Genomic DNA, 17,624 nt, shown 5'->3' on the forward strand with positions numbered 1-17,624 from the left:
GAGATGAATAAGTTTTTAGATATCTTGAATCTTTTTTCAATGTTTATTCTAATAACTACTTTTATACTTGTAGCAAATAAAAGAATCAATTCTTATATTAAGACATTCAGGCTTCAGTCGGCTCTTCTGGCTTTAGTAGCTGCTACATTTAGCCTTTACCACCTAATAGAAGAAGGGAAGTTTGACGGTATCATTATAATATGTCTGCTAATTATTGCTCTTAAGGTTATTTATATACCTAGTATGCTGAAAAGAATTACTAAAAGAGTTGAGTATAAAGTGGAAAAAGACTTTTTTATAAACATTCCGATTTCCATTATCATTTGCTGTGGACTGGTAATATTAATCTGGTATGTTGTTTCGTTAATACCTGATATCAGAAACATGTACGAGCGTATATTCCTGACTAATTCCGTAGCAGTAGTGCTTATAGGTCTTTTCTTTATGATCAGCAGGCGAAAGGCGATAGGACAGATAATAGGCTTTCTTGTAATAGAAAACGGTATGTTTATGGCTGCCATACTTACCACATTCGGAATGCCTATGATTGTAGAAATAGGTGTATTTTTCGATTTGCTCACAGCAGTTTTGATTATGGGAGTATTCGTGTTCAGAATAAATGAGAATTTTGATTCAATAGATATAAATAAGTTACGTAATCTAAAGGGATAAGGTATAGGAGGTATTATGATAGCATTGTTGCTGTTTATTCCACTTATTACGTGTGGAATGTTCTGGTCTACAAAAAATAGGAATATATTGAATATCATAAATGCATCCGGAATAACATTACTGCTTGGGTTATCTGTGTATTGTGCATATGATGTCATACTGAATAAAAACATCACCCTCAAGCTTTTCAGTGATATCATATATATTGATTCTCTCAGCGCTTTGATGCTTTTAGTTACTTCATCGGTTGCTTTTCTGGCTTCAGTTTATTCTATTGGCTATATGAATGAGGAGTTTGACAGAAAAATAATTAGCATTAAAAAGCTTCAGATTTATTATACTCTTCTGCATGTATTCATTTTCACCATGATCCTTACAATTACTACGCAAAACATGGGACTTATGTGGATCGCAGTAGAAGCAACAACATTAGCCTCAGCTTTTCTGGTAGGTTTTTATAATGACAAGAAATCGATCGAAGCAGCCTGGAAGTATATCATAATATGTTCAGTCGGTATTGCTTTTGCCATGCTTGGCGTTGTCATGCTGTATTATTCCTCGATGCATTCATTAGGAGAATCTGTTTCAGGACTAAACTGGACATATCTTTTTGAAAATGCCGGGAAGCTGCAGGGGAGCATACTTAAGATAGCTTTTATATTTATACTGGTCGGATTTGGAACAAAGGTTGGATTAGCCCCTATGCATACGTGGCTCCCTGATGCACACAGTCAGGCACCATCGCCAATAAGTGCCCTGCTTTCAGGAGTGCTGCTGAATACAGCCATGTACTGTATTATAAGGGTTATGATAATTGTCAATAAAAATGCCGGAAACAATATTTATACAAGCAAACTTCTTGTAGCATTAGGAATAATATCTATTGGGACGGCTGCAATATTTATCCTGGTACAGCAGGATTTCAAGAGATTGCTTGCGTATTCAAGCATAGAGCATATGGGAATTATAGCTTTAAGCCTTGGTATATTCACACCGTTAAGTATTTTTGGGGCACTATATCATATAATAAATCACGCTTTTACAAAATCAATGCTTTTTATAGCTTCGGGTAATATATATTTAAAATATAACACAAAAAAGATAAGCAAGGTTCAAGGTATTTTAAAAACAATGCCCATAACAGGTACTGCATTTATAATAGGACTTTTCGCAATAACAGGAATGCCTCCTTTCAGCGTTTTCAGCAGTGAACTGAACATAATTATTGCATCCTTTGAAAAGACAAGCTATATACCCGCTGCATTGATGCTTTTATTTCTAACATTTGTTTTTGCGGGTTTTGTTAAGCAAATGATGAAAATGTTTTATGGAAAACCTCAAATTAAAGAGTTGAGACCAGGCGAGATAAACCGGATAGGGTCAGTAATACTGATTACGTATATAATAATTATCACAATAACAGGCTTCTATATTCCTGGTCCAGTAAAAGAACTTATTGATTCTGCAGGAGAAATTGTCAGAGGTACTGTAAAGTGAAAAGTATAAGGAAGAACTGTAAACTGATTATTGTCTAAAGGGGTACGGGACTATGCTTGAAAAGATAATTGATGCGCTCAGGAGGAGCTTTCCTGGAGAAATTAAAAAATATGAAACAGTAAACAATAATGAAATATATATAGAAATAACAACAGAAAGTGTAATGGAAATATGTAACTTTATCTATAAAAATATTGATTGTTCACTTGTTTCGCTTTTTGCAAATGATGATAGGACCCTTGATGAAAGCTATGCAGTATACTATACGTTTGCGATAAGGAAGGCGGGAGCTTTGCTTGTTGTAAAAACAAAGGTTTCTAATGATAAAGCTGTTTTGAAATCAATTTCTTCTTCAATACCTGCTGCGTGTCTTTATGAAAGAGAAGTAAGTGATATGTATGGAATAAACTTTGAGGGAATCCCTGACAACAGAAAATTTGTATTTCATGAGAATTGGCCAGAAAAGTTGTATCCAATGAGAAAAGAAGTACCAGTTTCTGAAAAGCCTCCTTTTGAAGATAATGAACAGGAATTTATAAAAATAAACGGAACGGGAGTATTTGAGATTCCTGTAGGTCCTGTACACGCAGGCATAATAGAGCCGGGCCATTTCAGATTCAGTGTGGCAGGTGAGCCAATTATCAACCTTGAAGCCAAACTATTTTATGTTCATAAAGGAATAGAAAAACTTTCTGAAAATCAGCATTTTGAAAAGGTATTGTTTTTATCCGAGAGAATCTCAGGAGATGAAACATTTTCAAACTCACTGGCTTACTGCATGGCTTTGGAGAAAATAGCCGGCTTTACGCAAATCCCTGAAAGGGCGGATTATACAAGAACAATTCTTTGCGAATTGGAAAGGCTATATAACCATATTGGTGATATTGCCGGATTATGTGTTGATGTTGCCTATGTATTTGCAAATGGTCAATTTGCCATGATGAGACGATGGTGTCAGATGCTTAATGAGGAATTGACCGGAAGCAGGTTTTTACGAAGTGCTAACAGGCCTGGTGGGCTAAGAAAGGATTTTATAAAGAATAAAGAAAGTATTATTTTATCAAGTTTGCAAAAACTTGATAAAGAATTTAACGAGACTGTAAATATAATAAAATCAAATAGTATGTTTATAGACAGGGTGGAAAATACTGGTATAGTCAGGCACTCGGTGGCCGTAGATTTAAATGCTGTAGGTCCGGCGGCCCGTGCAGCGGGCATAAGGGAAGATGTGAGGGCAAACTATCCATATGCAGCATATGATAGGATTCAATTTTCAATACCTGAACATCGAAATGGGGATGTAAACTGCAGAATGAACACAAAGATTGAAGAAGTAAACGAATCAATAAAAATAATACAAAAATCCATAGAAAGCATGCCTGTAGAAGGTAATTTTATTGAGCCGGTTACAGATATTGAGCCTTACAAATATGCATTTGGAATTACCGAATCGCCAAGGGGCGAGAACGTTCATTGGCTTATGTCAGGTGAAAAAAATACAATCTTCAGGTATAAAATAAGGACTCCGTCCTTCTGTAATTGGCCTGTACTGTGTCATGCCGTAAAAGGGAACATAGTTCCTGATTTCCCTTTAATAAATAAAAGCTTTAATTTGTCATATTCAGGAAATGATTTATAAATTAGATTGAATTATTCAGACTTAAGATAATAATTGAGGGATGGTAATATGTATAGCATAATAAAAAAGTTTATAAACCACGGTGTAGTAACAGTTGATTACCCAAAAAAACCTGTTAACAGTAAATCTATCACAGGAAAGCCGGAAATAGATATGGGTAGATGTGATGCATGTGGAGAGTGTGTAAAAAGGTGTCCTTCGTCAGCACTACAGCTTGAGACTGATAAGAATAAGACAAAAAAGGTAACTGAAAATAATGCAATTTCAACTCTAAGTTTAAACTTAGATGAGTGCATTTTTTGTTCTTTGTGTAGCGATGTGTGTAATAAAAATGCAATTACAATGACAAACAATTTTGAACTGGCGGAGTATGACAGAGAGAGTTTGAGAAAAACTCCTGTAGTTGTAAAGGATAGAGACTTACCATCTGACGAGTATGAATTAATAGGGCAGCAGCTTAAGGAAAATATAAACAGATATTTCGGTAGAAGTCTTCAAATAAGAGAAGTAGATGCCGGATCTTGCAATGGATGCGATAACGAAATAAATGCACTAAACGGACCATATAATGATATTGAAAGGTTCGGTATTAGTTTTGTAGCCTCACCAAGGCATGCTGATATGCTTCTTGTCACAGGTCCTGCCAGCCGTAATATGGAACTTGCACTTATCAAAACGTATAATGCAACACCTGATCCAAAGCTGGTTGTTGCGGTTGGAGCCTGCGCATGCAGCGGTGGCATATTCAAGGATAGCTATGCTACAAGAAACGGGATAGATTGTATTGTTCCGGTAGACATATATATACCTGGATGTCCGCCAAGGCCGCAAGCTATAATATATGGGCTACTAAAAGCTATAGAGAGGAAATAGGTTGTTATATTAAGAGCAATAATATAAAATGGTTGGTAAGAATTGCATATGATATATTAATAACAGGAAAGGGTATGAAAATGAGTAAGGAATGCGTGTTGTATGATAGAGTATGCAGTAATTGCGGTGAATGTGAGATATGCGATCTGAATAATAATAAAATATGTAATAACTGCGGAAAATGCATAGATGAAATTAACCCATATAGGAGCATAGCTCTGGAAGATTTTATCAAAAAACAGGAGGATAAAGAAAAATTAGATAATACGAAAAAATAAGGAGAAATTTTTTCTACTTGTTTTTTCGTATTTCCTCAAGCTTCTTTTTTATTTCCTTGCTGTCGGAATAGTCATTATACTCTAAAAATTTCTCGTAATAGAATTCTGCATGTACAAAATCCTTTTTTACTTCGTATGCGTTCCCGAGTGCCTTTAAAATAAAAGTACATTTTCCATTTACCCAATAACCTGATAAGTATGAAGATAATGCTTTATCGGGCTGATTAAGCTTATCATATGCAAGACCTATGTTGAAAAATGCATATTCCGATCTAGAAATTTTGTTGGTTTCATTTCCTTCGTCTATACATTTTTGGTAATCGCCTTTAAGGTAATAAACTTTTGCCAAATTACAGTGAGCCGTATCATTTCTGGAGTTTAGCTCAATAGCTTTTTTGAACTCCTCTTCTGCTCTCAATAAATAATCTTTGTTATTTTTATTATCCTCATAAGCATTCAGGTAATTGGTTGCTAGTATGCAATGACCCCTGTCGCTTAAAGGTGCCTTTTCAACTACATCGCTCCAGAGCCTTATATTATCACTGAAAACATAATTTCTTTTTAGTGTAAGTACAGAATTCATAACTATAATTATTGATATGAAAGTAACAAAAAACAATAATGGTTTTCTAAAAAGGTATGGTCTTCCGACTATCCTGTAACCGGAGAAAATCATGCCAATAAGAAATATTGCAAAACCTACAATAGGGAAGTAAAGTCTATGTTCAAAATATACGTCTTTAATGGAAATAAAAGATGATTCTACAGCCAACCCTATAAAAAACCACATTATGCCGAAGGATGTCAGTTTGTTCTTTTTCAGGTTAAGCAAGGAGAATAGCCCTATTAAGAGCAGTATTCCAAAGGAAATATATGATCCGTTTTCCCAAATATTATGCGAAATGGGGTAGTCGTTACTGTAATCAAAATTAAGCCTGTCCGGGATGAAAAGTAGTCTGATATAATGGACTATGACATTCATCTGAGTATAAAAATACCAGTCTCTCGGCATGGAAGTGCTGGCTTTAAAGCTTACACCGGGATCACTCTGGCTGTAGCCATGAAATACTACATTTGTAGCGGGAATAATAGGTAATGTAATTAATAATATTAATATGACAACAATGCGTTTTTTCCACGTCGTTCTTCCGTCTTTTAAAAAAAACAGAAACTCAATAAGTATGAGCATAAACGGGATAGTAATGGTATTCTCCTTCGTAAACATTGCAAGCACTATAAAAAGTAATGTTAACAGAATATTACGCACTTTATCAGTTAACCGGTATTTTATAAAGAAAAGTATAGCAAGAAAATAAAACATAGCAGCAAGAGATGCTGTACGTTGTACTATATATGTAACTGCATTTACTTGTACGGGGTGTGTTGCGAAAACAAGTGCAGAGAAGAGACTTATAGTATTTCTGTACTTATAAACAAGCTTACCGAAAAAATGCTTTAAACTTAAGATATTATTGATTATAAGGTATACAATAATACTATTCAAAATATGTATCAACACATTAACTATGTGATATCCGATTTCTTCCGTTTGATGGAAGAAATAGTTTATTGAGAAGGTAAAATAGATAATTACCCTGTTTGAATAGAATTTCCATAGTGAAGGGAAATCCCAGGGAAATCTTATGGAACTATTGTTTACAATATTGCCGAAATCATCTAAAGTGAACTGAGCCATAAAGCTGTTTGAGTATATGATTAGTGTTATAATGGTCAGAGTCCCAAAGACTATTAATTTTTTATTAAGCTTATTCTCTAATTTTTTCAGCATTGGCCTCACCGATATGTTTTTAGTATTTGCTGCCAAATATCAAGGTACATTGCCTTTCCTTTGACCTCTTCAAAGTCTGGTATATTTCCCAGCCTCCAGAGAGAAATGCCTTTTATCCCAAACATTTTTGCAAGTTTTATTTTTGCAATAACACTCCTGCTGTCCTCATACCATATTCTATTATGTATGTTTTCCTTTTCATTATAATATTTTACATAAGGATTTTCAAAGATTTTGCTATAACTTATGGTTACATTTTTCATGTTATCCTTATTAATTATTCTGTCCCGTATTTGTTCATATGAAGGTGTTTTAGCATTCTTATTGATAACACTGTTGTCCTTGGATTGCCATTGAGCTGTTCCAAAGGATATTTGCAGCCAGATTTTATTAACGTCAGCAACTCCGTCCTTCTTATCCGTAATTGCTTTCAGTGCATAGTATATCTCATCTATAGGAGTGAGAGGCGTGAGAGTATAATTATTTTTCATGTCGGTTTCAGTCAGACTTGTTGCATTATAATCATGGGCCATAAGGATAACTTTATCTGATATATTTCCAATAGTTTTATAGTCATATCCGTCGTAATATGATTGATTCTTTCTTTTAGGGTGAACGGCAACATAAAGTTTTTTGTTAAGTCTTTTCAGCTCTGGCTTCAATTCGGTAATAAAACTGTTAAAGTTATCCCGTAATTTCTTCCCCTTTAAACATTCAAAATCTATAACTACGCCGTCAAAAGAAATACTGGCATTATCGTCTTTAGTAAGAACTATTTTTTCTATAATACTCTCGACAATTGATTTTCTTGATTCCTTATCAGACAAGGCCAATTCAAGCAGGCCTGTATAGCTGTTTTTTTCATCATTCCATACCAATGTCTCTTGAGAAGCATAAATGCTTAACTGAGTGGTAGCTGTATACTCCCTGGCCGTATTAAAAGGAATGGAAAATCCCTCCGGAAGATAAAAATCAGCATTATCGTTATCTTCCATATTAAGAAAAACCTTTTTATTATCTTTATCATATTCAAGTCTGCTCCAACCAAAGCTGACAGAGCTTAAACTTTTTATCATATCCTTTTGCCTGAAGGCATTGAGAGCATAAAAAGCATTCATTTCCTTTATTTTTGAATTAATTTTTTCATATGCAGAAAACAGATAGAGAGCAGCATCTTCTTTTTTTACAGTTTCATTAGGTGCATAGGAAGTGCCGCTTTTTGCACCGACTATACCGAAATCCCGTGCTATTGATATATATCCGGCATTTCTCGTTATATCGCTAAAGGGCTTTTCGGAGGAAATCGATTTTTGAACTGCAAGTGTATCATAACCCATGTACCTTACAAGCATTACTGCCATTTCTTCACGTGTAAGGTAAGAAACTGGCCGTACTGTAGGGGAATCCTTTTTGATTATTCCATACTTTAAAGCAGTTTCTATGTATGAAAAATATGCTTTGTTTTTGTTTTGATTATCGGAAAAGCTTCCTTTTTCAGGTTTATACAAAGGACATTTCATTAGTTTGACAATTATGGATATAAATTCACTTTTGGTTATTGGTTTACCATATCCAAATTTATTATTTGCAGCGGCCTCAAACACATTCATTGCTCTGAGGTTGTGTATTGCTTTATATGAAATACTGTTTTTCGGGACATCAGAAAATTTTTGTGTATCCGGAAGGGTTTCAGAAATTACCGGTAAAGAAGAAGTTAGTGAAATTATAATTATTATGGTAGCAATAATTCTCTTTATAGAATTTGACAAGTTAGGCTCAACCTTTCATAATCAAGTATTTCGAGATACTTACAGTTTATCATATAGAGGGTTTAGTTACAAGAAATAAGACGGTTTAGATAGTGATTAAGTTCCACAGTATTGTAAAAAAAGCATAAATATAAAACATAATGGTTAAAAATTGTATAATATGTTAGAATAACTAATGCAGTTAGTATTTTTACAAGGAAGGTTTATAATGTACTCGGAAGTATATCTTGATAACAGTGCTACAACAAGGGCATTGGATGAAGTTATTGAATATATGGATATTATCTCTAAGGAATATTATGGTAACCCTTCTTCTCTCCATAGAAAGGGAATTGAAGCAGAAAGATTGATAAAGAAGTGGCGTGAAAGCATAGCAGCATCCTTAGGGGCAGAAAACAGGGAAATTTACTTTACTTCAGGAGGAACAGAATCAAATAACCTGGCTATCCGGGGATATCTTGATGCAAATCCTCGTAAGGGAAAGCATATTATTTGCAGTAAAATCGAACACCCGTCAGTGTTGGAAGTATATAAATACCTGTGTGCAAACGGTTATCAGGCAGATTATGTTAATGTAAATACTGAAGGGATGATAGATCTTGATGATTTACATAAAAAGATAAGAGATGATACCTCACTCATAAGTATTGTACTGGTGAATAACGAGATAGGTACCATACAGCCTGTCGAAAAAATATCAGAGATAAAAAATAATATAAACAAGGAGGCTGTATTACATATCGATGCAGTGCAAGCCTACGGCAAAATAAAAATATTGCCACAAAAATCCGGGATAGACATGATGTCATTCAGTTCCCATAAAATTCACGGTCCCAAAGGAGTAGGTGTTCTTTATGTAAATAAAAGCAAAAGGATTAAGCCGATACTCTTTGGGGGAGGTCAGGAAGCACTACTTAGATCCGGGACGGAAAATGTACCGGGAATATGCGGTTTTGGCCTTGCTTCCGAGATTGTGCATAGAGATTTGAAACAGAACCAGGAAAAAGTAAACGGAATAAAAAGGATCTTTCTGGATGAACTAAAAACAAAAGATATAGAATATAAAGCAGTATCGCCTGAAAATGCATTGCCCAATATTATTAATATATCTTTCCCTAATGTTAAAGCAGAGGTATTGTTGCACCACCTGGAGGAAAGGAGTATTTTCGTCTCTACTGGTAGTGCATGTTCTTCAAGAAAGAATAAATACAGTCATGTATTGCAATCCATTGGCTTGGCAGCTTGTGATATCGAAGGAGCAATAAGATTCAGTTTTTCACACCTGAACACAGAGGAAGATGCGAGGATAACTGTAGAGGCACTAAAAGAAATATTACCGGTAATACAGATAAAAAAGAATAAAGGAGGCAGAAAATGAAAAACGTTATTCTGGTAAGATATGGAGAAATAATTCTAAAAGGCTTAAACAGACCTGTTTTTGAGGATAAACTGATAAATAATATTAAGAAGGTAATAAGCAGCCTGGGAAAAGTGAATATAATAAGATCTCAGGCAAGAATATTCATAGAGCCGGAATCAGATGACTATGATTTTGGAGCAGCCATGGAAAAACTGGTAAAAGTTTTTGGTATAGTATCTGTGAGCCCTGTCCTAAAAATTGAAAGCGATTTCGATAAAATAAAAGAGCATTCGATTGTATTAGTTAAGGAAGTAGTCAGCAGTAAGAACTATAAAACCTTCAAGGTTGAAACAAAAAGAGGAAATAAGAGATTCCCCATGGAATCCCCGGAGATCAGCAGGGAAATAGGTGCTCATATACTCGACAATATTCCTACCCTAAAGGTAGATGTAAACAATCCTGATTTTGTATTTTATATCGAAGTAAGAGAATCAACATATATATATTTGGAAAAAATTCCTGCATATGGTGGAATGCCTTTAGGTACAAACGGAAAAGCCATATTGCTTCTTTCAGGTGGAATTGACAGTCCCGTAGCAGGCTGGATGATGGCAAAAAGAGGCGTAGAAATTGAAGCAGTACATTTCTATAGTTATCCGTATACCAGCGAAAGAGCGAAAGAAAAAGTGCTTGATCTGGCTAAGATTCTGTCAGAGTTTTGTTACCAGTTGAATGTACATATTGTTCCTTTTACAGATATTCAACTGGAAATTAATGATAAGTGTCCGGAAGAACAGAATACCATAATAATGCGTAGAGTTATGATGACAATATCAGAAAAAATAGCAAATAGAGTTGGTGCATTGGCGCTTATTACTGGTGAAAGTATGGGGCAGGTTGCAAGCCAGACCATACAAAGCCTTGCAGTGACAAATGCTGTAGTAGATATGCCGGTATTCAGACCTTTGATAGGTATGGATAAAAATGAAGTAATAGATATAGCCAGAAAGATAGGAACCTTCGAAACATCAATACTACCTTATGAAGATTGCTGTACGGTTTTTGTTGCAAAACATCCCAAAACGAGACCACAGCTTGATAAAATCCTACTCTCCGAATCAAAGCTTGATATTGAAGCAATGATTGAAAAAGCTATTGAAAACACTGAGATCATCAGGATTAAATCCTATCAATAACATGGATAAAATATGAAATATACCCGTAAACAATCTCTAATACAAAAGATATTGTGATAAACCAGCTTGAATACAGGGAAAATTTTACAAAACGATAATATATGCCTGTCTGGTAATAATATTATTATAGTAGAGAATAAATAAAAAACTGCTTTATGTAGTTTCGGGTAGATAATATGCTTTTTGCATCGTTAATAAATAGAAAGTTTTTTAAAATATCTGCAATTATAGTAATTGCTGTATTTATTACTTTGATAACTGCTTCTGTATTTATAACTTTTCCGAAAACCTATTATAAAGGTATTACAGTACATGGTATAGATATATCAGGGCTTAACAGGGAAGATGCAAAAACTGCTGTAGAAAAAGTTATGCTGAAAAAACTGGAGAATGCCAGATTTATTCTAAAATATAGAAGTTCTATCTGGTCATTCAAACCAAAAGATATCTCAATGAATTACCTGTTTGATGAAGCTCTTGAAGAAGCATATAAAACAGGGAGAAAAGGGAATATATTTAAAAGAGCATATGATGTATTAAACTTGAGGTTTTCAGGAAAAAATATTGCTCTAAAAACAACATATGAACGTAAATCTCTTGTTAATATGCTTTCAGGAATAAAAGAACAGATAGACAAGAAAGGAAAGAATGCATCTGTAAATTTTATTAATGGAGATATAAAGATAAATAAAGAACAGCTAGGAAGACATCTTGATATTGACAAGAACGTAAAACTGATAGAAAATCATATAGTGAAAGGTATTTTTGCTAAAATTGATTTGATAGTTAAAGAAAAGAAGCCTGCCATTTTATATGAGAATATTAAAGATATAAACTCTGTTTTATCATCATTTTCAACTGTATTCAATCCCAACGATGTAAATAGAACACAAAACCTTAAGATTTCATGCAGTAGGATAAACGGATTGATTCTCTTGCCGGGGGCAGCATTTTCTATGAATAAGGTACTTGGACCCAGGACAGTAGAAAATGGTTATAAAGAAGCAAAAGTCATTTTTAAAAGTGAATATGTCAATGGAGTTGGCGGAGGAGTCTGTCAGATAACAACAACACTTTACGATGCTGTTTTGTTGTCCAGACTAAAGGTCGTAGAACGGGAACATCACACACTGCCGTCAGTATATGTCGGACCCGGCCAGGATGCAACAATTGCAGAAAATTATATAGATTTCAAATTTAAAAATGATAAGGATTATGCTATATGTATAAATGCAGAAATAGTAAAAAATAAAGTTCAAATAAGAATATTGGGTAAATCCGACGGATGGGACTATGAAGTAAAACTATCCTCAGACGTTGTAGAAGAATATCCTCCTGAAGAGGAAGAAATCATCATTGACGATACTGTAGAAGATGGTAAGGAAGTAATGGTGCAACACCCAAAAAACGGGTGCAGAGTAATTCTGTACAGAGAACTGTACAATAGAAATGGTGATCTTGTAGAACGTGAAAAGATTTCTGATGATGTATACAAACCAATAAAAGCGCAGATTAAAGTAAACAGTAAACACTTAAAGGCGAAAAAAGGGCTGCTTACAGGTGAAGAAGATAATATACAGAATTAGTTTCTTGTATGAAGATACATTATTAATGTTGCCGGACTGGTTGACAGAGGGATCTAAACCGGCACAGATTATGGATTGGACTTTTCGTTTTTTTCTCTGGTTAGAACTGCTTTTATACAAAATTATAGAAATAAAAGCCAGAAAGGAGCGTATGGTTTAGTCGTTGACTATATCATACAAGGTCAAAATGGATAGCGGATTATATAACAAGGAGATAGAGTGTCCTGTATGCTCTATGAAGTTTGAGGTTACAAAAGTTAAAACCAAAGCCTGCAAGGTTGCTAATAGGGACTCGGATTTTTGTGTACATTATGAAGGACTGAACCCTATTCTATATGATGTATGGGTATGTGAAAACTGCGGATATGCAGCTCTTTCGGACCGATTTGAGGATATCAGTACAAAAGATGCCGGCATTATAAAACAATCAATTTCTCCGCGCTGGCATAAAAGAAGTTTTGCAGGGGAAAGAAACACAGAAATGGCTGTTGAAGCATTTAAACTAGCCTTGCTGAACCTTCAGGTAAGAAGCGCAAAAGCCAGTGAACTGGCTAAAATATGCTTAAGAATCGCCTGGTTATATAGATACGCTAATGACGAAAGAGAGAAGGATTTTTTGAAATTTGCATTAAGAAACTATGATGAAGCATATCAAAAGGAGCGTTTCCCTATAGATAAGCTGGATGAATTTACTTGCATGTTCATTATTGCCGAATTGTATAGAAGGATAGGCGATAAGGAAAATTCTATTCTATGGTTCAGCAGGCTGATAAGTTCTCCTGATGCCAGACAAAACGCCAAACTTATTGAAAGTGCCAGAGAACAATTTCAGCTCGTAAAAGAACAGGGCGGAAACAATACTACTTCTGCCTGATAAAATTGCTGTAAACCTGCATTTAAACTGGAGGTAAAAATGGAAGTTGGCAAAGTACCAAATGATATACTGAAAAGTCTCATTCTCGAAAAGATAAAATATACGAGAAAAGAAGTCCTTCTCAGGCCGAAAATAGGTGAGGATTGCTGTGCTGTTGATTTTGGAGAATATGCTTGTGTGTTATCTACAGATCCGATAACCGGCGCTGTAAACGAAATAGGCAGGCTTGCAGTACATATTTCCTGTAATGATATAGCTTCATGTGGCGTAGAACCTATTGGACTTCTTGTTACTATTCTGGCTCCGCCGGATACCACGGAAAAAGACCTGGATACTGTTATGACACAGATTTGCGATACTGCTTCTTTACTAAATGTAGATATACTTGGAGGACATACGGAAATAACAACAGCTGTAAACAGGTTTGTGATAACAAGTACTGCTATAGGCAGAGCTCCGAACGGAAAGATTATTTCTACCGCTGGGGCGAAACCCGGAGATGATATTATTATTACAAAAGCAGCAGGAATAGAGGGGACTGCAATTATAGCGCATGATAAGGAAGATTTGCTGATAAAAAACTTTGATAATAGAATGATTGATAAAGCCAAAGGTTATGTAAATAGTATAAGCGTTATAAAAGAAGGAATAATAGCAGGGGATTTCGGTGCTTCCTCCATGCATGATGTTACCGAAGGAGGTATTCTGGGTGCTGTATGGGAGGTTGGAGAGGCATCCCATGTAGGTGTTGTTATTGATAAAGATAAAATACCTGTAACAGAGGAAACAAAAATAATCTGTGAATACTTTGAAATTGACCCGTTGAAGCTGATTTCCAGCGGCTGTATGCTGATAACTGCAAAAAATGGTGAAGAATTAGTTCAGAAACTGAATTCAAACGGAGTTGATGCCGCAATAATAGGAAAAGTGACTGATACTCGTGATAAACTGCTTGTTTCAAAGACAGGTACGACTGAAATATTACAACCTGAATCTGATGAACTTTATAAAGTGATATAGGAGGGTACTGTATCAGCAATATTTAGATAATTTTTTATATTTCATTGACATAAATTTTATTTATTATTATAATTTTTATGAAAAGTTAATTAAAATAAATTAAAAGCGGATGAGTGTCATGGGAGAGTGCCGATTACTGCGTTACGCATCGTAATCGGACACCGAAGGAGTTATACTCTCAGGTTAAGTGACTATGACAGGACGCACCTCTGGAGAGACCGAAAAGGCGCCGAAGGGGCAAGAACAGATGAAAATCCGTTCACATCTCTCAGGCAAAAGGACAGAGATTATTTCGGGTATTTATTTACCTGATTGTAACACACGGTAATTTTATGTCACTTGGTTATTCAGGGGTCAAATCTTTAATAGGTTTGGCTTTTTATATTTTTAGGTGATTTTAGGAGGATACTTATGTACAGTATTGATGAAGTAAGAAAAATTGATCCGGAAGTAGCATCAGCTATCGAAGAGGAGGTAAGCCGTCAGAGAAATAAAATTGAATTGATTGCATCTGAAAACTTTGTTAGCAAGGCAGTTATGGAAGCTTTGGGAACTCCATTGACCAATAAATATGCTGAAGGTTACCCTGGAAAGAGGTATTATGGGGGTTGCGAACATGTCGATGTAGTTGAAAAGCTTGCGATAGACAGGGCAAAAAGAATATTTGGTGCCGATCATGCAAATGTTCAGCCTCATTCAGGTGCACAGGCAAATATGGCTGTATTCTTTGCGGTATTGAATCCGGGTGATACGGTTCTTGGTATGAATTTGGCACATGGTGGACATTTGAGTCACGGAATGCCTAAAAACATATCCGGAAAATACTATAATGTTATTCCATATGGTGTTAGAAAAGATGACTGCAGAATAGATTATGATGAAGTAAGAAAACTGGCATTGGAACATAAACCGAAATTGATAGTAGCAGGTGCGAGTGCATACCCAAGAGTAATAGATTTTAAGTTGTTCAGGGATATAGCTGATGAGGCTGGTGCATACCTTATGGTTGACATGGCTCATATTGCAGGTCTTGTGGCAGCAGGTCTTCATCCAAATCCTGTTCCTTACGCACATTTTGTCACTACTACTACACATAAAACCTTGCGTGGACCAAGGGGCGGTATGATTCTTTGCAAGGAAGAATTTGCAAAAATTATTGATAGCGCTGTATTCCCTGGCTTGCAAGGTGGTCCTTTGATGCATGTAATAGCTGCAAAAGCTGTTAACTTCCAGGAAGTCCTTTCAAATGAATTCAAGCAGTACCAGTCACAAATAGTAAAAAATGCCAACACTTTAGCAAACACGTTGATCGAGAAGGGTTTTGATCTTGTATCAAACGGGACAGACAATCATCTTATGCTTGTTGACCTTACAAACATGAATGTTACAGGTAAAGCTGCACAGCTTATGCTTGATGATGTATTGATAACTGTTAATAAAAACGGTATACCTTTTGATACACAGAGTCCTTTTGTCACGAGTGGCATAAGAATAGGTACACCGGCTGTAACTGCAAGAGGGATGAAGGAAGATGACATGATAGTAATTGCAGATTTGATACACAAGGCGATAACAGATTTTGAGAATTCGAAAAACAGCATAATAGAAAGAGTTGGCGAACTCTGCGGCAAGTATCCTCTTTATTAACAAAACCGTAATAACGATTAGAATTTTTATAAAAGACACTCGAAAGGGTGTCTTTTTCTGATGTAAATAATTACAAGTTTATTTTTTGGTTATATGATTAATATTTTCCACAAATTATGTTATAATTTAGCATATATATTTATAGGTTATTAGATGCTCTCAAACTATCTTCATTGATTGCATTTCTAACTCAAGAAATTAGGAATCTGTTCTGTAAGTTCATCAGAGCATAATACGGAGGAAACAAAATGAAAAAGAGGCGTTTATATGTTTCAGTTGCTGTAGTACTGATTCTCACACTAATGCTGAGTATTACAACCAGTGCCGGTTCAGCAGGTATAATTAAGATTTTTGTTAATGAAAAACCTGCCGGTATTGATGCAAAGCAGATTAACGGAGAAATATATGTTCCACTAAAGGCTGTAGGGGAAAGCCTGGGAGCAAAGATTCAAGTTTCCGGAGATAAAAAGACCGTACATATCAGCAACAGTGAAAACAGTGTTGCATCTGTAATTAACAAGGTAGGTCCTTCGGTAGTTGGAATAATCGGAAACGTAAAGATGACAGGCAGCTACTATGATACTGAATCCAGAGAAGGTATGGCTTTTGGCACCGGCGTGATAATAAGGTCAAACGGATACATAATTACTAATACTCACGTAGTAAAGGATATGGAGAACATAATCGTTGTTCTTTCAAACAGTAAAGCATACCAGGCAAGATTGAAGGCAATGGATGAAAAGACCGATCTGGCTATGATAAAAATTGATAAAGGTACACTTACACCAGCGGTATTTGGTGAAATGTCCGATATACAGGTAGGAGAGCCTGTAGTTGCAATAGGCACACCTTTATCCCTGACTCTTAGAAACTCTGCAACAAAAGGTATTATCAGCGGTCTAAACCGTTCCATACAAAGCGACTATAAATTTATTCAGTCCGATGCAGCTATAAATGGGGGAAATAGTGGAGGCCCCATCGTTAATATGGATGGAAGGGTAATAGGAATAAACAGTATAAAATATACAGGGATTGGCGTTGAAGGATTAACATTTTCCATCCCAATTGATACGGTGAAATATGCTATTGATCATTTTATGAAATTTGGAGAAATAAGAAGACCTTATCTCGGAGCAAGTTTTGCTGAAGGTATTGCAGCAAGGTATGGACTACCTTCGAATGAAGGCCTCACGGTTACTGAAATAGAAGCGGATTCACCTGCAAAAAAATACGGTCTTAAAGAAGAAGATATAATTATTGCTGTCAATGGAATAAATGTAACTACTATAGTTGATTATAACGAGGAAATGAAAAAGTATCTTCCTGGGGCATCAGCAACTCTTTCAGTCAAGAGGGATGAAAAGACGATAAAAGTCAAGGTAGTACTGGCGGCAGAGCCAAAGAAATAGCTAAATCGATCAGTG

At 35.4% G+C, this 17,624-nt stretch carries 14 protein-coding genes and 1 riboswitch; of the genes, 12 read left to right on the forward strand and 2 right to left on the reverse strand.

All coding sequences use genetic code 11. The features are described 5' to 3' along the window. Window positions 1–3: 3 nt before the first annotated feature. From N3I35_11305 to N3I35_11325, 5 genes are all read left to right on the forward strand, one after another. Window positions 4–672 (forward strand): hydrogenase, encoded by a 669-nt coding sequence (locus N3I35_11305; GenBank protein MCX8130671.1) that lies wholly within the window; start codon window positions 4–6, stop codon window positions 670–672. Window positions 673–687: 15 nt separating this feature from the next. Beyond that, the gene (locus N3I35_11310) at window positions 688–2,169 is read left to right on the forward strand and encodes a hydrogenase 4 subunit F (protein ID MCX8130672.1); all 1,482 of its coding nucleotides are present in this window, start codon (window positions 688–690) and stop codon (window positions 2,167–2,169) included. A gap of 52 nt (window positions 2,170–2,221) precedes the next feature. Further along, window positions 2,222–3,808 carry an NADH-quinone oxidoreductase subunit C gene (locus N3I35_11315; protein ID MCX8130673.1) on the forward strand — a complete coding sequence of 529 codons (1,587 nt, stop codon included), beginning with the start codon at window positions 2,222–2,224 and terminating at the stop codon, window positions 3,806–3,808. A gap of 48 nt (window positions 3,809–3,856) precedes the next feature. Continuing rightward, window positions 3,857–4,681 carry an NADH-quinone oxidoreductase subunit NuoB gene (gene nuoB, locus N3I35_11320; protein MCX8130674.1) on the forward strand — a complete coding sequence of 275 codons (825 nt, stop codon included), beginning with the start codon at window positions 3,857–3,859 and terminating at the stop codon, window positions 4,679–4,681. An 80-nt stretch (window positions 4,682–4,761) separates the two neighbouring features. Next, window positions 4,762–4,959, forward strand: coding sequence for a hypothetical protein (locus tag N3I35_11325; GenBank protein ID MCX8130675.1), 198 nt, complete (start codon window positions 4,762–4,764; stop codon window positions 4,957–4,959). A gap of 13 nt (window positions 4,960–4,972) precedes the next feature. Here N3I35_11325 and N3I35_11330 read toward each other — a convergent pair whose 3' ends face one another. Both N3I35_11330 and N3I35_11335 read right to left on the reverse strand, forming a co-directional pair. Continuing rightward, window positions 4,973–6,748: a tetratricopeptide repeat protein gene (locus N3I35_11330; protein ID MCX8130676.1), complete on the reverse strand. Its 1,776-nt coding sequence runs from the start codon at window positions 6,746–6,748 to the stop codon at window positions 4,973–4,975. 5 nt (window positions 6,749–6,753) lie between these two features. After that, entirely contained in the window at window positions 6,754–8,517 is a 1,764-nt protein-coding gene (locus N3I35_11335; protein ID MCX8130677.1) for a glycosyl hydrolase family 18 protein, read from the reverse strand. Window positions 8,518–8,725: 208 nt separating this feature from the next. Between N3I35_11335 and N3I35_11340 the strand changes: the two genes are divergently transcribed. From N3I35_11340 to N3I35_11370, 7 genes are all read left to right on the forward strand, one after another. Next, window positions 8,726–9,895 (forward strand): cysteine desulfurase, encoded by a 1,170-nt coding sequence (locus N3I35_11340; GenBank protein ID MCX8130678.1) that lies wholly within the window; start codon window positions 8,726–8,728, stop codon window positions 9,893–9,895. Beyond that, window positions 9,892–11,073: a tRNA 4-thiouridine(8) synthase ThiI gene (gene thiI / locus N3I35_11345; protein ID MCX8130679.1), complete on the forward strand. Its 1,182-nt coding sequence runs from the start codon at window positions 9,892–9,894 to the stop codon at window positions 11,071–11,073. Before N3I35_11340 ends, thiI begins: the two co-directional genes overlap by 4 nt. Before the next feature lie 176 nt (window positions 11,074–11,249). Continuing rightward, window positions 11,250–12,659 carry a VanW family protein gene (locus N3I35_11350; GenBank protein ID MCX8130680.1) on the forward strand — a complete coding sequence of 470 codons (1,410 nt, stop codon included), beginning with the start codon at window positions 11,250–11,252 and terminating at the stop codon, window positions 12,657–12,659. 187 nt (window positions 12,660–12,846) lie between these two features. Next, window positions 12,847–13,533, forward strand: a complete 687-nt coding sequence (locus N3I35_11355) for a DUF2225 domain-containing protein (protein MCX8130681.1) — start codon at window positions 12,847–12,849, stop codon at window positions 13,531–13,533. 39 nt (window positions 13,534–13,572) lie between these two features. Next, window positions 13,573–14,553 carry an AIR synthase family protein gene (locus N3I35_11360; GenBank protein MCX8130682.1) on the forward strand — a complete coding sequence of 327 codons (981 nt, stop codon included), beginning with the start codon at window positions 13,573–13,575 and terminating at the stop codon, window positions 14,551–14,553. A gap of 199 nt (window positions 14,554–14,752) precedes the next feature. Next, a riboswitch (glycine riboswitch) is annotated at window positions 14,753–14,847 on the forward strand. A gap of 117 nt (window positions 14,848–14,964) precedes the next feature. Next, complete coding sequence (locus N3I35_11365) at window positions 14,965–16,200, forward strand: serine hydroxymethyltransferase (GenBank protein MCX8130683.1); 1,236 nt, start codon at window positions 14,965–14,967, stop codon at window positions 16,198–16,200. Between the two features lie 248 nt (window positions 16,201–16,448). Further along, window positions 16,449–17,609 carry a trypsin-like peptidase domain-containing protein gene (locus N3I35_11370; GenBank protein ID MCX8130684.1) on the forward strand — a complete coding sequence of 387 codons (1,161 nt, stop codon included), beginning with the start codon at window positions 16,449–16,451 and terminating at the stop codon, window positions 17,607–17,609. Window positions 17,610–17,624: the final 15 nt, after the last annotated feature.

This window comes from Clostridia bacterium (assembly GCA_026414765.1).
Taxonomy (GTDB): domain Bacteria; phylum Bacillota; class Clostridia; order Acetivibrionales; family DSM-27016; genus SKW86.

Bases quoted from the DNA above. Each gene is read 5' to 3' on its own strand.
- N3I35_11370 (MCX8130684.1), top strand. From the start codon at position 16,449: ATGAAAAAGAGGCGTTTATATGTTTCAGTTGCTGTAGTACTGATTCTC.
- thiI (MCX8130679.1), top strand. From the start codon at position 9,892: ATGAAAAACGTTATTCTGGTAAGATATGGAGAAATAATTCTAAAAGGC.
- N3I35_11350 (MCX8130680.1), top strand. From the start codon at position 11,250: ATGCTTTTTGCATCGTTAATAAATAGAAAGTTTTTTAAAATATCTGCA.
- N3I35_11305 (MCX8130671.1), top strand. From the start codon at position 4: ATGAATAAGTTTTTAGATATCTTGAATCTTTTTTCAATGTTTATTCTA.
- nuoB (MCX8130674.1), top strand. From the start codon at position 3,857: ATGTATAGCATAATAAAAAAGTTTATAAACCACGGTGTAGTAACAGTT.
- N3I35_11355 (MCX8130681.1), top strand. From the start codon at position 12,847: ATGGATAGCGGATTATATAACAAGGAGATAGAGTGTCCTGTATGCTCT.
- N3I35_11330 (MCX8130676.1), bottom strand. From the start codon at position 6,748: ATGCTGAAAAAATTAGAGAATAAGCTTAATAAAAAATTAATAGTCTTT.
- N3I35_11310 (MCX8130672.1), top strand. From the start codon at position 688: ATGATAGCATTGTTGCTGTTTATTCCACTTATTACGTGTGGAATGTTC.
- N3I35_11340 (MCX8130678.1), top strand. From the start codon at position 8,726: ATGTACTCGGAAGTATATCTTGATAACAGTGCTACAACAAGGGCATTG.
- N3I35_11365 (MCX8130683.1), top strand. From the start codon at position 14,965: ATGTACAGTATTGATGAAGTAAGAAAAATTGATCCGGAAGTAGCATCA.
- N3I35_11360 (MCX8130682.1), top strand. From the start codon at position 13,573: ATGGAAGTTGGCAAAGTACCAAATGATATACTGAAAAGTCTCATTCTC.
- N3I35_11315 (MCX8130673.1), top strand. From the start codon at position 2,222: ATGCTTGAAAAGATAATTGATGCGCTCAGGAGGAGCTTTCCTGGAGAA.
- N3I35_11325 (MCX8130675.1), top strand. From the start codon at position 4,762: ATGAGTAAGGAATGCGTGTTGTATGATAGAGTATGCAGTAATTGCGGT.